The sequence below is a fragment of the Paenibacillus sp. OK003 genome (assembly GCF_900109515.1).
Lineage (GTDB): Bacteria > Bacillota > Bacilli > Paenibacillales > Paenibacillaceae > Paenibacillus > Paenibacillus marchantiae.
Genome location: NZ_FOBD01000012.1, coordinates 1 through 14,785 on the forward strand (window position 1 = coordinate 1; position 14,785 = coordinate 14,785).

The following is a 14,785-nucleotide window of genomic DNA, read 5'->3' on the forward strand; positions in this document are numbered from 1 at the left end:
ATGGAATTTGAAAAAGCTACCGCCTGCAAAATACAGACAGCAGCTTGAAGTTGCCTAACCTTTTTTAAATTGTCCTTTACAAGGGGTACATTTTACAGTGGGTTGTTCCCTTTTTATTGTTTTCCAAACTTGGCGATCCCGCCCTACTCGCAGGTCCCATACGATCACTCTTTAACGCTCTTCCAGAACCATGGAACCCATGCCATTCGGATCATCCATTTGTTTATGGGTTACGAGCTCCCCTTTATCATTGAATCCCTTTATTTCATATGGGATAGTTGCAGACGAAGGCAACAATACAAACCAGATTATGCTCTCCGGTCCCACCTCGACCAGCTTGGCTTCGGTAACTACTGGTTTCTCATCCCCCTCGAACTCGACAGTTACACGCTGAATAGCCGGGTCTAATATATGTCCAAACAGCATAGGGAAAGATGTCGATATATGACTCAAATTCAGGAATGCTCATACGTATGTTTAAAACAGGAAAAAGTCGCCATAATGGCGACTTTTTACGTTAATTAGACTGTACAGATTGTAAAATCAATCGAACTTATAGGTCCAAAATGCTTCTCTTCCAAACCGATTTCGGATTTGTTCATCGTCCAATTTCCCCTTGCCGACAAGTTCCGGCGCTTGGAATTGTGAACGGTGAGCTCGAATCGACGCCATTTTCTTGGCAAGGAATCCGCTCACATCTTCAATCACATCCGCTTTCCCGATGCTCTCTTCGTGATTGTTCGAGAATGCGCAGCAGTACACAATAGGTCTCTCCGCTGCAGGCAGTCGACCAATGGTACGCGTAACCGCGGCTCCGGTTGCATCATGATCGGGATGCACACTATACCCCGGATAGAAAGTAATGACCAGTGACGGGTTAAGCTCTTTGATCAGCGCCAAGATGTGGCCATCTAGCAGCTCAGGGTCTTCAAACTCGATCATTTTATCATGAAAACCGAGCATCCTTAAGTCTTGAATACCAATCGCATTGGAGGACTCTATGAGTTCATCCTTACGGATTATTGGCAAGGTGACCCGGTTGGCAAATGGAGGGATGCCCATATTACGTCCCATCTCCCCTAGAGTCAGGCAAGCATAAGTGACTTGAGCACCGCCTTCTATGTACTTCGCCAACGTTCCCGAAGCAGTGAATGCTTCATCATCGGGATGGGGAAACACAACTAAAATGCGCTGATGTTCAACTTGTTTGTTATTCATGCTTATTTGATCCTCCGCTTTCATCAGAACAATTCCCGACTAAGTTGTAAAGCTACAACCAGCTTTCCTTGACTATCGTGACCAGCCAGAATGAGTCGTTCTTGTTCCAGCTCGTCAATGTGTGTAAGTCCTTCAGCGTATATCCAGCCGTGAGTGGTTTTTAAACCAACTCGGTATGGGCCTGTGCCCGAGATAGATCCTTGCGTATATCGTATGACCGCATTGGAAATGAATGCCGACCCCGGATGCCTTGTGCTATCGAAGTGACTGGCGTAAGCACCTGACGTGAGTTCGAGGTGTAAATATAGGTCCTGATCGAGAAGTTGATTGATCCGGTGTTGGATGTCTTGAGGCTCTATTGGCTGCATGGCGGCCTCCTTTTTAATAAAAAGTAACGTTCTACATCCATTTTAACATATGTCCCGTGAGAATAAACATGGAATGAGTGAGCGAATGTTTGGAATACTCTCTATTGACTGTTTGCTAAAGAATCCTCTTCCTTCTGCACGGGTTCGGAGCACTCTCTTCTTAACAGGGCAATTTCATGTCGATAAGGTGCACTTTTATATTTTATTTTGCCAATCGACGGCGTCTCAAGCAGTTTCGGAAGTGACGCAAGTTGAGGATGATGTACGATATAATCCAAAGTCTGAAGTCCGATATGTCCGTGCCCAATGTTTTCATGGCGATCTTTCCTCGATCCCCGCACATTCTTGGAGTCATTGATGTGTAGTACTTTTAATCGATCAAGGCCAAGTACCTTATCAAACTGCTCAAGCACCCCATCAAAATTATCAACAATATCGTATCCGGCATCATGAACATGACAAGTATCCAGACATATGGAAATCCGTTCATTCCGTTGCACGCCATCGACAATCTGTGCCAGTTCTTCAAAGCTTGTTCCGCACTCTGTTCCTTTTCCCGCCATCGTCTCCAACGAAATCTGTACCTCCGGGTGATTATTGTCTTGTAATACTTCGTTTAATCCCCGGATTATTTGTCGAATACCGATATCCAATCCAGCGTTTACGTGGGCCCCGGGATGAAGAACAAGCTGATTTGATCCAAGTGATGCCGTTCGTTCGATCTCGTCTCGCAAGAATTGTACGCTAAAATCAAACACCTCTAGTTTGCAACTATTCGCCAGATTAATTAGGAATGGAGCATGCACAACAATATTGGAAATGCCATGCTGCTTCATGTGCAAATGACCTGCTTCTATATTATATTGCAAAATAGATTTTCGTTTCGAATTCTGCGGTGCGCCGGTGTACATCAGAAAAGTAGATGCACCGTAAGAAGCAGCTTCTTTACTAGCCTGGAGAAGCATCTCTTTTCCTCCAAAGGATACATGCGATCCAATCAGCAGATCACTACTATTCATTACCAACCACCCTCTCCTGTCGAATCCATCATTCAATTATCAATGAAATGGGTTGGATTGGCTAATGGGAAATGACGGTGGTGAAGGAGATGAGAGGAAGGCAAAAAGCCGCCAATTGGCGGCTTGATATGCGTTTCAGTTCTCGTTACAACCATTTTTATTTTTAACGCTTAGCTTCCGGTTCAAGGAGAAACGGAAATGTTATCGAAATGCGTATGCTTGTTTGCCGTTCTGACACCGATTTTGCCATGCGTGAACGGATTCAAGCTGTTGTCCGTATAATCGATCTTCAGATTGACCATATCATCGACAAACACTTTGATGTATGTGCCATTGACGGCAACTTTCATATGATACCAGGTATTGGTGGAATAGGATTCTAGTTTTCTAGTAAACACTCAATAGATGTAAGTTGTTCTGTTCGTTGTATTTTTTTTGCTATTTGGTGAGCATATCATATAAGGTATTCAAATTTGATTTGAAGTACGTCGCAAAGAACCAGTCCTGGTAGGCTGGTGGTACGGATATTTCATCCATCTTTATCCCGTCTTGAATTGCATTTGTTACTATTTCCAGCAGATCGGTGATGTACCCTTTTACCTCATGCAGTTCTTTCAGTGAACATACTTCCCCATGCCCGGGTAAATTGTTTTTACACCTAATTTTTCGACTTCATCCAAAATAGTAAGCCATTGCTGCGGATTGGCATATGCCATAACCGGGTGGTGTTTGGATAACACCAGATCCCCCATTAAAGCAATTTCTCCCTCTGGAATATACACAAATGCATCACTTTGCGTATGACCTCCGCCATATGTAATGAGTTTCACAGTACGCTGACTGCCATGAATGGTCATATGCTGATCAAAAGTCAGCGTTGGTACTGAATATACTAGATCGGGTAGCATGTCCATACATTGACGGTCACTGGCATTATCCCATTCCATCTCCATTCTAAGTTTTTTGTCAGTCTCTTGTTGTATTTTCACTTCAAGGTCATCGATAGCCTGATAGATCAATTCTGGTTTTTCAAGCTGCTGCGCAAGTCTTTTTCTCACAAAATTGTCCATGATTTCACGTGTAATGGATGTGGAGATAATCTGAGCAGTAGGAGTAAATACTTGATTTCCACATGTGTGATCACTATGCCAATGCGTATTTATTACGTAGGAAGCGGGGCTTCCTGTGAGGTGCTCTGCGGCTGCCTGTATTGTCGTGAAAGTATCCACAACAAGAGTTGTATCACCCAGATCAACGATTGCTGCATTGCCCAAAGAACCCGTACCGGGAATCGCAATGGCTGCATACACTCCTTCAGCAACATCATTCAGCCGAAAATGCTTTGAGCCCCGGAACGTGTGCACTCCATTTTTCATAGAATCCCTCTCCTTCCCAATGAAGAGGTTATCATGATGATTCAGAGGTTTTTACAGGCAAATCCGCAGATAACAGCCCGACTGTCCTCCAATATGACTATTGTAAATTTGCGGAAATAACATCCTTCCAATGATTATTCATTTCTATTTCAGCATTTTCTCCAACAAAAGCCATCCTTGCCTCCGAATCATTCATTAGTTGATATCTCATCCAAGCTGTCAGATAACCTCTATGCTGCCCGCCATCCTGCTCTATCGCGGTATGCGCAGCGCCTTTAGCCATGGCCATTAAGACCGGAAGGTCCGGATTGGTATTATCCAAGGCCAATTTGTTGGAGTCTGACGGGGAGATGATGAAATCTCGAGTTCCCCCTATAACAAAAAATGGAACCTTCAGCGCTGATGTATCATACACGTCCTCTGGATCACAATATTTCAGCTCAGGCAGAGCAATGGATACAACCGTTTTGATGAGATTCCCGTTCTCAAAATTCGTATGAGCGTTAATGACACCCGTTGATCCCTGCGAATGCCCTGCCGCACCGACCCGATCTTTTTGAACCCTGTGATAGAACGGGCTGACCGTCGCTTCATTTTCATTAAGCATATATTGAATCGCAGCCATAATTTCTTTTCCTGTGCCCGTAGTTTGACTGTATGTATCAATGACAACAAATCCCCAACTGGCCAGGTGTCTCAACAACTGATCATAATTGTCAGGTAATGCCCCCGTTCCGTTGCCCCAAGCGATGAGCGGGTGAAAGACAGCCGTTGATTTCGGAGAATAAATCCTGTAGAGCTTCTCGCCTTGTTCATCCTTGATCTCCAGCGTATCTACCTCGTACGTGCCGGGTAGCGCATATTTCTCTTCAAGACTTCCGGTTTCGAAGGTCGCAGACACCGAATTCACGAGCATGAAGGATAATACGCAAAATGCAGCGATCAAAATAACGAAAACACCTGTCATCCATAGAAACAACTTGCTTCGGATTACTCTTTTCACTTGTGCATCCAATCTCCTCTCACATTGAAGCGGCATATTCGTAGGTAAAACATACCACAGGAACAAGGCTTTTTGTTTACCGTTATTTAGTTGTTACACCAACCTTTCTGCATTTCATAAGAAAATCTCTAAAATGATCTAACGCACAGGTGGTGCAAAGACTGAAGCTAATCTAGACGGATGTACCTTTTCCCCGATACCATAAAACTCACAAAAGTTCATTATTAGCGGATTCCACTTATCTGGATCGATATAATTCTCCTCTCCATCCATCAATATCAGCTGTGTCGTACTTTGTAATCAGGAACAGGATTACGTCCGGTTAGAAGAGCCAATCGATCCACAGCGTGAACAAGGTCTACGGAAGGCAGGTTTAAGACACACTCACGTTCACGCAGAATATTTGCTACGGTTTGAGATCGGTTACTTATTCCATGCATAAACGACTGATGTAGCGACCATGCAGATGAAAATTTACCGAATTATCCTCGTTTAGAGTGCTGATCAGTACGACTGGTGTTCCGAAATAGAAAATTTTCGGTTCTACAATTTTATGCATAGATAAGCTCCTTCACATTCAATTTTTCTCATTGATTATAACAAGGGAGATCTTTCGAAATCTTGTTGTTTCATGCAAAGATCTTTGACTTCAATAAAAAATAAACGCATCGAGTCCATGGATTCGATGCGTTTTACGTTTCTGTTTGGAAATGATTGAATTTCTAAACCTTGAACTTTTCCGTAACTTCCTGAAGACGTGATGCCATGCGAGCAAGATAAGAAGCAGATGAACTGATTTCCTGCATGGAAGCAAGCTGCTGCTCCGTTGCCGCAGATACCGTCTGTGCTCCTTCCGCAGTTTCCTGGGAAACGTGTGATATGTCCTTAATCGTCTCGACCATCTGTCCCGTCTCCTGCACAATTTCACTCGCCATCGTTGACACTTCATTGGCTTTACTATTCACCATATCTACGGATAACGTAATTTCGTCGAAGAGGTGCCCCGTCGAATTCAGAACGTTCATTCCGGTGGATACTTCGCCGATGGTGTCTATCATGGATTGCTCGGCTAACTGGATTCCTTCGTTAATGGCGCCGATGAGAGCAGTAACCTGCTTCGCCGAATCTGCTGCTTGGTCTGCCAGTGTTCCTACTTCCCTTGCTACAACAGCAAATCCTCTTCCATGCTCACCTGCTCGTGCAGCTTCAATGGAAGCATTCAGCGCCAGCAAATTGGTCTGGCCGGAGATGTCAGAGATCAATTTGATGATTTGCCCAATTTCCAGTGAAATCTGCACGAGATGGTTAATACCATCGGATACACGGTTGACGGAATGGTGAATGGTGCCCATTTGGGAAACAGCCCCATTAATAGCTAGTCCGCCTTCCTTCGATTTCTCTGCAACCTGCTCCGTGGCTAAAGCAGTCGCCGAGGCATTGTCAGCGATATGACCTATCTTTCTCGCTACGTTCTGAATGGTCTGCAAGCTTTCTTCAACAAGTGTGACCTGTCTGTCCGCTCCTTCTGCCATGAGCTCAATCGTTTGTGCGATATGCTCGGTTGCAGTCGCGCTTTGTCCAGCATTGGCTGAAAGCTGTTCCGAAGCGGTAACTAATTGATCGTTCGAGTTCTTAACCTCTGACACGATGGAATTCAAAGAATCGACCATACGGTTAAAGGCATTTCCCAGTTCACCGAGTTCGTCGTTTGAACCAATGACTGCGCTGTGACTCAGATCTCCTCGGCTGACTTCACCGGCAACATGATTCAATACATTGAGCGGTTTGGTAATGGAACGTACAATCAACATCGTCAGTCCGGCACCAAGCAAAACAAATAAGGCGATGACCAGTAAAGTATTGTTCCAAATCGGTTTTGCAGCCTGTACGACCTCGATCGGTGAGCGGTCCCCTGCAATTTTCCAACCTGTCAGTTCATTAGTCATGTAGACGAGTTCTCGGATCTCTCCTTCAGGAGAGATCTGCTCGATATGTCCGGAATCTCCGTCAAACTTCATTGTCACGGGTCCTTCTTCGCCTTGAACACCGTTCGGTCCCGGATTGGAAGAGGAATCACTCGAAACGGTGCTGCCTGAATCCGGTGCTGCCTCTTCTGCCCCCTCCCCTCCCCACGGCGGAGATACAATCATGGAGCCATTGGCACTAAAGATGACAACAAAACCGTTCATTCCAACTTTAATATTGCCAACAGTTTCTTGCAAAGCAGTTAAATCCAGTGTAACAGCGACTACGGACTTGCCGTCGTTAGACGCTTTCGCCAGAGTTACTGCCGTATGACCCGACTGCTCCGAAGTAAACGGCTCCGCCACAACGACCTGTCCCGGCTTGGCAATCGCTTTTGTATAAAACTCATTTTCCAAAGGCTTGTAGTCAACAGGTTGGCTTTGATTGGAGGAAGCATACACATATTCACCGTCACTGTTAACAAAAATAGCGGCTTCTGCCTCTGAATGGTTGTTGGTATATGTATTTAATATTCCTCTTGCAGCATCAGCAGACAAGATGGATTCGGATAACAGACCAATATCGGACTGTTTAGCTTGTATGTATTGATCGACTATGCTATTAACTAGAGATATGTCTGTATCGGCCATATTGGCCAATTGAGTATCCACTTGCTTTTTGGCGGTCAGATAGGAGAATCCCCCAATCACAAGACTGGGTAGCAGCAGCATTGTTAATAATGTAGCCGCAAGGCGTGTTCGGACGGTCCTGAGTTTTTGCTTTAATTTCATATGCGTTTCTCCTTATGTATGATATATGAAAGCTTATTCTCTATTAAGCATGAAATAGATGAGAGTGCGATTAATTTCAACTTAAAGATATATGAAAAATTTTCATGTTTCTTATAATCACTTTCATTCCGTTCTCCATAAGTGGAGTGTCTTGCATGTATTCGTAACAATCTGTGTATGAAAAAAAGCCACCATTTAGGTGACTTCCTGCACTTCTATCCCATTGAAGATAAAAGGAGCATTCATTAAATATTCTCTGATCCACGCTTGTGCGTACGGTTGCTCATCTATTAATCGTGATGCTTCTCTCGGGTCGGACGAATGATGGCTGTAATTCTCAATCATCCCATGATAAAGAAACTTTCGAGAACCTCAACATAACTTGTTGGCAGTGTCCTTACACTTTCATAACCTCTGATGAACTCCCAACGTTGTGCTGGGAAAAGCCCTAATATTGTGTTAGCTATATCGTACAGAGGTTGGTAGATCCGTTTGAGTCAACTGGGCTGAAATTTCCCATAGACGACGGGCTTGCTCAGGGTCGATGGCATAATCCTTGACTCCAAAGAAGGCTCCGTCCGCAGGAGCTGGCTCACTGATGTCACAATCCTCGCAGTACACGCCACCTTTTCCCTCAAGTTGTGGAGATGTCGCTGCCCATACTTGCGTTGCTGCCCCTTGCTCAGGTGTTTTAAAGTTTGGATTGGCAACTTGACCAGACTCATCAATCCAGCCCAATGCAATCATTTCTTCCTTCGGCATATGTCGTTGCAGCGGCGTCAGAATGCCACCCGGATGTACAGAGAATGCACGCACGCCCTGATCTGCACCGCGTCTATCCAGTTCGACGCTAAACAGAATGGTTGCTGTTTTGGACTGCCCATATGCAGGAAACTTTTCATAGCCGTTCTCAAATTGCATATCGTCCCAGCGAATTGGTGAGAAATGATGTCCTGTTGATGCAACAGATACAACCCGTGCTCCTTCCTGACTTACGAGTGCCGGCCATAATAAGTTAGTTAGTGTGAAATGTCCAAGATGGTTCGTAGCAAATTGTGCTTCCCAGCCCGGCCCTACGCGAGTCTCTGGACAAGCCATAATCCCCGCATTAAGGATCAACATGTCGATACTCTGGTTGCTTGCCAGAAAACGATCGGCAAAAGCACGGACACTGGTGAGATCTGCGAGGTCCATTTCATCGATCTCTACACCAGCTAGTCCTGCAAGAGCCTCTTTGGCGATGGCTGGCCGACGTGCGGTTACAACAACCTTGGCTCCAGCACGAACGAGTGCACGTGTAGTTTCCAGTCCCAATCCGGAATATCCACCCGTGACGATGGCAAGTTTTCCGGATAGATCCGTGTTACTCAATACTTCCTCAGCTGTTGTGCGATGGTTGAATCCGGAACCGATTTTATGTTGTAAGGTTTTTGACTTGTTATCCTGGTTCATCAAAATAATCTCCTTCCAGATGTGTCTTCCTCAAGTTTACAGCTTAGAGTGTACTCTAAGTCAAATATGAACGAATTCCTCTACCTCAATGTCCCAAACCTTTACTCATACAAAAAAAGCCCGGTTCATCACCGAGCCTATAAACATAAGTATAAGGTTGTATTTCTATTATATTTCTATATACTTCACCCATTGCTCATACAGTTCAGTCTCACTACATTGAAAGATCCCTTCGAAATCTTGAGGATTACGAATCAGTTTGTTCAATGCATCTACACCGTATCGCTCAACCACAAATTCCACCATCATATAAGAGAACTGAAAACCTTTCATCGTTTCAAAATCCCACGTATCGTTATTTAATTCATCAAAAGATGGAATCGACTGGTTACGAATGTTATCTTCCGTTGATCCTTTAATGAAATCTTGGGACATATGCTTAGCTTCATATCCACCAATGCCCTGTCTGATCCATTTGGGAGCTGCAGGATTAATATCGCTGATTAGCCACATGGCGAACAAGTGGACTGTGCCTTTCAGAATGGATTGATACGTATGCTCCGGTCCCGGATTCAATGGAGAGACAATTTTTAAAGTACGCCCTTCATGTGTGCCCATAAACCAATTCGGGGCATCTGTTTCGCCGACAGCTTGATGGAACGTTGGCAGATCAGGATAAATTTCAATAACTACCTTTTGTGATGGATGATGTTTATATTTGGTCGACACTCGTTCAACACTATTGTTGAGCTCATCGAACAAATCTTGATGCACTTTCTTCGTATGATCATTCGTATCTTGGTTTTCACCTTTATTTACAATGGAAATCAGTTCATGAATAGACATGATGGCAATATCCCCCCACTCTTTCAGTTCTTTTCTTAATTTCTCCAAAGCCCGGTACAGTCTGTTCTTTACTGCGCTTTCCCGTCGTCCAACAATCTTGGATATTTCGGGCAAGGTGCAGTCAACGAAAAAGCGTAATGCAATAATTTCCTGATCAATCTCATCCAGCTTTTGTAACGCAGAACCAATATCAATTCGAATATCAACATGTTTCGTAAATTCAAGAGAGATCGATTGCGATTCATAATCTGTAAAATCATAAGGAGATTCTTTTTGTCGCGATAACCTGCGATATTCGTTCTTCACCGTGTTCTGAGCAATCTTAAAGATCCAGGTGAATAAATTTGAGCTTCCTTTAAAGCTGTGAATATTTTCGACTGCTTTCAAAAACACCTGTTGGGTCAAATCATCTGCAACCAATGGATTCAATTTCAGTGAGAAGTATTTGCTGATTCTCTGACGATATTGCTCATACGTGTTCTCAAAGATGGCGATGCTTTCCTGTTCATCCGGATAAACAGGTTTCGTGTCATGAGCTCCTGACATGGTGGGGAACCTCCTCTTGATTTACATTTAATTAGACACCGGAGGAAGCAAAAAAGCCACGCATGAGAAAAAAATTATTTTTGGCTATTTCACCTCTTTAGTATGAATTCTGTTTTTTTTGAGATAAAAAATAAACAAAGGCAGCCGATTCACTGATCGGCTACCTTTGTTCTTTATGGAAAACAACTCAGCCTTTGCTTATCTCAACGTTGCGGGCAGCTTTACACCGAGGAGTTTACCCTCCGCCTGTATTATGATCATACCGTCTGTCTTCAGCGTCGCTTCGTGTAAATCTGCTCCGGTGGTTACCCGAAAGACGGGTGTAGCAGTCAACATATTAATCCCCAACATTGTTCCGTTACGCTGCGTCCGGTACATTCCTTTGCCGTACACGCTAATCTGAGCAACAGGCGCGTCGCCATACCACTTGATTTCCTGTCCATTCACCAGCTTAATACCCGCTAGTTCTCCCGTTGTTTCATTTTTGTATATCAGCCTTTCCTGCACGATACCAAGCGACAGCCCGTTTTCTTTATAAAAAGGGCGCGGATAAGTCCGAAGCGGATCTGCATTAGCTGTATATTTGTCAAAGTTGTATTCTGCTACCCGATCTCCTTGTTCAATGTATAACTTTCCATTGCTTGCAAATACACTCCCATACCCATAGTCATACGGTGGATCACCATTCATTTTCCAGTTGTATTCAAGACTCCCTTTTTGCACGCCAGTCTTGAGGTTATAGGCATTCACACTTACTTTGCGTTCCGGTTTTGATTGATATTCTGTCAGTTTGGAAGAATGATAATCAACCGAATACACGAGACCGTCTTTAATTTGAAGTGCTTCTCCTTGACCGAAATCATCCCATAACTTTTTGCCTGTCTTCTTGTCATATGCATTTAGTTGGATGGACGTAAGTGCCCCCTGTACAAAAAAGGTTCGAAGCACGACGCCATTCGATTCCTCCAGGTAGTCGGTACCGTTTCCTTCACCAAGCGGCTCGTCAGCCCGCCACTTTAGCTTGCCCGTCTTTATATCAAATGCAAATGTTGTACTTCCTTGGATAATATAAAGGGTATCACCCGTTGGAACTAACATTTCTGTACGATACCGTGTATCGATCCAGGTGGATGAGCCTGATTGCCATATCGCTTTTCCTGTCTTCGCGTTCAAAGCATAAGGCTTATGATCCCCAGTGAGACCGTAAATGACGTTATTATGATAAACAACATAAGGTGTTAATCCATTTCCATAAGACCATAGCCGTTTGCCTGTCTTTGCATCCAATGAAATCAGTTTGCTATCAGCGAAAGTGAATACCTTACCCTCTTCTGCTACGGCCTGATGCCCAATATAAGGTTCGTTCATCTTCAAATAATTGTCCACCTTTGCAGTCCAGGAAGGCTTAAGTTCGGGTACCGAAATCCCCATGTAGGAATACCAGTTGCGTACCGAAACATCAGGTGCGTCTGCATGTGCCTGAGACAGAATAACGGCGTTCCCCCCCAGAGCAAGAAGCCCCACAGCTGTAAAGCTTGCGACGATACATCGGAATAGTTGACCTTTCAAATTCGTAAACGGTCGATTCTTTTTCGTTTTGAGCATAATACCCTCCACTTTAATGGTTTCTACATTAGTTACTTTAATAGATGTGTATTTCTAGAGAGCTATCGTATTTATAATCTTCATCAATATAACGTAATGGATTGCATAATAGTTATACTCTTGTTAAGAGATTTATTTTGAATTTAAAACGAAAAAAGCCGCCAAATTGGCGACTCCTTGTTCAGCGGGATGAAGCTTTTAGTTGAGTCTGCATGAAGACCAGTTCCTCAGCCAATTTTTCCAGCCTGCTCAGTGCTTCAGTATCTTTAATGTTATTCTCAGCATCAAAATGATCACTATTCAGATATACATAGCTTGGGGCAACATAGGAGCGGAAAAAGCCGGCAATCGGTTTTAATTGATTTTCCACTACCAAATAATGCTGATAGGTGCCCCCGGTTGCTATAAAACCCATCACTTTATTGTAAATGCTCTGCACGGGCAGAAGGTCGAATACATTTTTCAGTACGCCTGTCAGAGAGGATTGATATATTGGTGTGCCGATCACGTAAAAGTCAGCATCAATCAATTTTTGAACCACCATCTGGGTGTCTTCATTGTAATCCTCCAACTTGCGACCATCGCAAAATTCGATCCCTTTATAATCTCTTAAATCTATGAGTTCCACTTCAATTTCTGGATGATTATTTTTTACGAATTGGAGTACAGCATCCACACCCACTGGTGTCTTTGATCCAATCAGTGACCCGGATAATCCGATTAATTTCACAACATTAACCTCCTATGATTTCATCTTCATCATCAAACGATTCCATGGTTTCCAACGCACATTCCTTCATCACATGAAGCATGCTGCCTAGAGTGATTTTTTCTAACTGCTGCATTAACTGCTGTTCACTTTCTATGAAAATGTTTGCGAGCTGAATATCTACCTCTGCTGTTAAATTCCCTTTATTCATAACGGATGGTTTGGGAATCTGAAGCGGTTTGGAAGACACCAGGGTGTACACATCTTTCAAGGTTATCTCATACGGGTCTTTAGACAAAACATAACCACCGTCAATACCTTCTTTTGACTTAACGTATCCCACTTTTTTGATCGAGCTAAGGACTCGGCGTATCCTCGCCGGGTTCACCCGAATCCTTTCAGAGATCTGAGTACTGGTTAGCTTCTCATTTTCATGTGAACTAAGGAGAACCAGAATATAGATGACAACACTTAGCTCACTGTTCATAGCTGCCTACTCTCCCAAAATAATGACTTCCGTCTCCAATTCAATATTAAATTGATTACGTACTGTTTTTTTAATTAATTTGATTAATTCTAAATAATCCTCAGCAGTGGCGTCATCTGCATTAATGATAAAACCAGCATGCTTCTTGGAAATTTCCGCTCCCCCAATGCGAGTGCCTTGTAAATTACACTCTTGAATGAGTTTTCCGACATAATGTCCCTCTGGACGTTTGAATACACTTCCGCAAGAGGGAAATTCAAGCGGTTGTTTGGATTCCCGTTTAAACGTTAAATCCTGCATGATACTCGAAATGACATCCTTATTCCCTGGTTTAAGCTTAAATTCCACTTCAAGTATGATGTATTGATCCGTTCGAAAGATACTGTTTCGATAACCAAGCTGCATGTCATCTCGGACCATGTTAAGCAATTCTCCATTTTTAGTAACCACTAGTGCTCGCTCAACGACCTCATCCATCTGACCACCGTAAGCTCCAGCATTCATATATAAAGCGCCACCTGTACTTCCGGGTATTCCACATGCAAACTCCAGACCTGTTAAGCTGTTATGCAAAGCAGTACGTGACACATCAATAATGTTGGAACCGCTCTGCGCGACAATCTTGTCACCATAGACTTTAATCTGATCAAATTCGCTCAGAGAGAGCGTTATTCCACGCACACCCTGATCTTTAATAATGACATTTGATCCTTTTCCAATAATCGTTAGAGGTATTTGATGTGTTTTTGCAATGTTAACCACGTTAATAATTTCTTCTTTCGTTGTGGGATGGATAAGTATGTCTGCTTTACCACCCAGCTTTATATACGTGTGGTCTTTTAATGGCTCATTCCATTTCAATTTTTCCAAAGGTATGTGATTTTCAAAAATATTCATGACATTCTCTCCCTGAGTTGAAAAGACATGATTGCACGATCGGCAAATAGAAAGCTCCTTCATTGTATGTTTAATATGAGATATTGGTTGAAAATATTCCGTCATCCTGACAATTAATCACATTTTTTGACCTCACCACGGTAATTCGCCATTCGGAAACTGGCCCCGCATCCACATGAAACTTTTGCATTAGGGTTATTCATGGTGAATCCCCCTAACATTCCACTTTCTTCGTAATCAATCTCAAGTCCTTCAATATATGGAACCGTATTGGTGTGAACCAATATACGAAATACACCTTTATCTAATAAGATATCCCCTTCTGCTTGCTGTTCATCTACGATAAGGGTATAGGATAGACCACTGCATCCCCCCTCATCCACCCCGACCCGAAGGAAAGAAATCTGGGTATCCGCACTTGCCAGGATTTCAACGATTTTTTCTGCTGCTGCTTCACTGACCTGAATCATTGTTATGCCTCCTTGGAGCGTATTTTTTTGGCT

General features: G+C 43.4%; 15 protein-coding genes and 1 pseudogene. All 16 read right to left on the reverse strand.

All coding sequences use genetic code 11. The features are described from left to right. Positions 1-171 precede the first annotated feature (171 nt). Entirely contained in the window at positions 172-453 is a 282-nt protein-coding gene (locus tag BMW94_RS19030) for a hypothetical protein (RefSeq protein WP_091000540.1), read from the reverse strand. A gap of 90 nt (positions 454-543) precedes the next feature. Then, a complete protein-coding gene (gene bshB2 / locus BMW94_RS19035; RefSeq protein WP_091000687.1) occupies positions 544-1,218 on the reverse strand; it encodes a bacillithiol biosynthesis deacetylase BshB2 in 675 nt (224 codons plus the stop codon). A 23-nt stretch (positions 1,219-1,241) separates the two neighbouring features. Next, positions 1,242-1,586, reverse strand: coding sequence for a YojF family protein (locus BMW94_RS19040; protein ID WP_024631702.1), 345 nt, complete (start codon positions 1,584-1,586; stop codon positions 1,242-1,244). A 101-nt stretch (positions 1,587-1,687) separates the two neighbouring features. Next, positions 1,688-2,605 (reverse strand): deoxyribonuclease IV, encoded by a 918-nt coding sequence (locus tag BMW94_RS19045; protein WP_091000541.1) that lies wholly within the window; start codon positions 2,603-2,605, stop codon positions 1,688-1,690. A 182-nt stretch (positions 2,606-2,787) separates the two neighbouring features. Continuing rightward, positions 2,788-3,003 (reverse strand): 3-keto-alpha-glucoside-1,2-lyase-like domain-containing protein, encoded by a 216-nt coding sequence (locus BMW94_RS30235; RefSeq protein ID WP_139209371.1) that lies wholly within the window; start codon positions 3,001-3,003, stop codon positions 2,788-2,790. A gap of 216 nt (positions 3,004-3,219) precedes the next feature. Next, positions 3,220-3,981 carry an MBL fold metallo-hydrolase gene (locus tag BMW94_RS19050; RefSeq protein WP_254790292.1) on the reverse strand — a complete coding sequence of 254 codons (762 nt, stop codon included), beginning with the start codon at positions 3,979-3,981 and terminating at the stop codon, positions 3,220-3,222. Between the two features lie 97 nt (positions 3,982-4,078). Further along, positions 4,079-4,984, reverse strand: a complete 906-nt coding sequence (locus tag BMW94_RS19055) for a poly(ethylene terephthalate) hydrolase family protein (protein ID WP_254790293.1) — start codon at positions 4,982-4,984, stop codon at positions 4,079-4,081. A 138-nt stretch (positions 4,985-5,122) separates the two neighbouring features. Next, positions 5,123-5,543: pseudogene (locus BMW94_RS30970) on the reverse strand (hypothetical protein). 163 nt (positions 5,544-5,706) lie between these two features. Then, the gene (locus BMW94_RS19065) at positions 5,707-7,740 is read right to left on the reverse strand and encodes a methyl-accepting chemotaxis protein (RefSeq protein WP_091000542.1); all 2,034 of its coding nucleotides are present in this window, start codon (positions 7,738-7,740) and stop codon (positions 5,707-5,709) included. A gap of 459 nt (positions 7,741-8,199) precedes the next feature. After that, positions 8,200-9,192: an SDR family NAD(P)-dependent oxidoreductase gene (locus tag BMW94_RS19070; protein ID WP_091000543.1), complete on the reverse strand. Its 993-nt coding sequence runs from the start codon at positions 9,190-9,192 to the stop codon at positions 8,200-8,202. Between the two features lie 168 nt (positions 9,193-9,360). Then, complete coding sequence (locus BMW94_RS19075) at positions 9,361-10,584, reverse strand: RNA polymerase sigma factor (protein WP_091000544.1); 1,224 nt, start codon at positions 10,582-10,584, stop codon at positions 9,361-9,363. A 198-nt stretch (positions 10,585-10,782) separates the two neighbouring features. Beyond that, positions 10,783-12,189 carry an outer membrane protein assembly factor BamB family protein gene (locus BMW94_RS19080; protein ID WP_091000545.1) on the reverse strand — a complete coding sequence of 469 codons (1,407 nt, stop codon included), beginning with the start codon at positions 12,187-12,189 and terminating at the stop codon, positions 10,783-10,785. A 181-nt stretch (positions 12,190-12,370) separates the two neighbouring features. After that, positions 12,371-12,919: an NADPH-dependent FMN reductase gene (locus BMW94_RS19085; RefSeq protein WP_091000546.1), complete on the reverse strand. Its 549-nt coding sequence runs from the start codon at positions 12,917-12,919 to the stop codon at positions 12,371-12,373. Positions 12,920-12,923: 4 nt separating this feature from the next. Then, the gene (locus tag BMW94_RS19090; protein ID WP_091000547.1) at positions 12,924-13,385 is read right to left on the reverse strand and encodes an Rrf2 family transcriptional regulator; all 462 of its coding nucleotides are present in this window, start codon (positions 13,383-13,385) and stop codon (positions 12,924-12,926) included. Between the two features lie 6 nt (positions 13,386-13,391). Continuing rightward, entirely contained in the window at positions 13,392-14,282 is an 891-nt protein-coding gene (murB, locus tag BMW94_RS19095; RefSeq protein ID WP_091000548.1) for a UDP-N-acetylmuramate dehydrogenase, read from the reverse strand. Between the two features lie 113 nt (positions 14,283-14,395). Then, the gene (locus BMW94_RS19100) at positions 14,396-14,752 is read right to left on the reverse strand and encodes a HesB/IscA family protein (RefSeq protein WP_091000549.1); all 357 of its coding nucleotides are present in this window, start codon (positions 14,750-14,752) and stop codon (positions 14,396-14,398) included. Positions 14,753-14,785 lie beyond the last annotated feature (33 nt).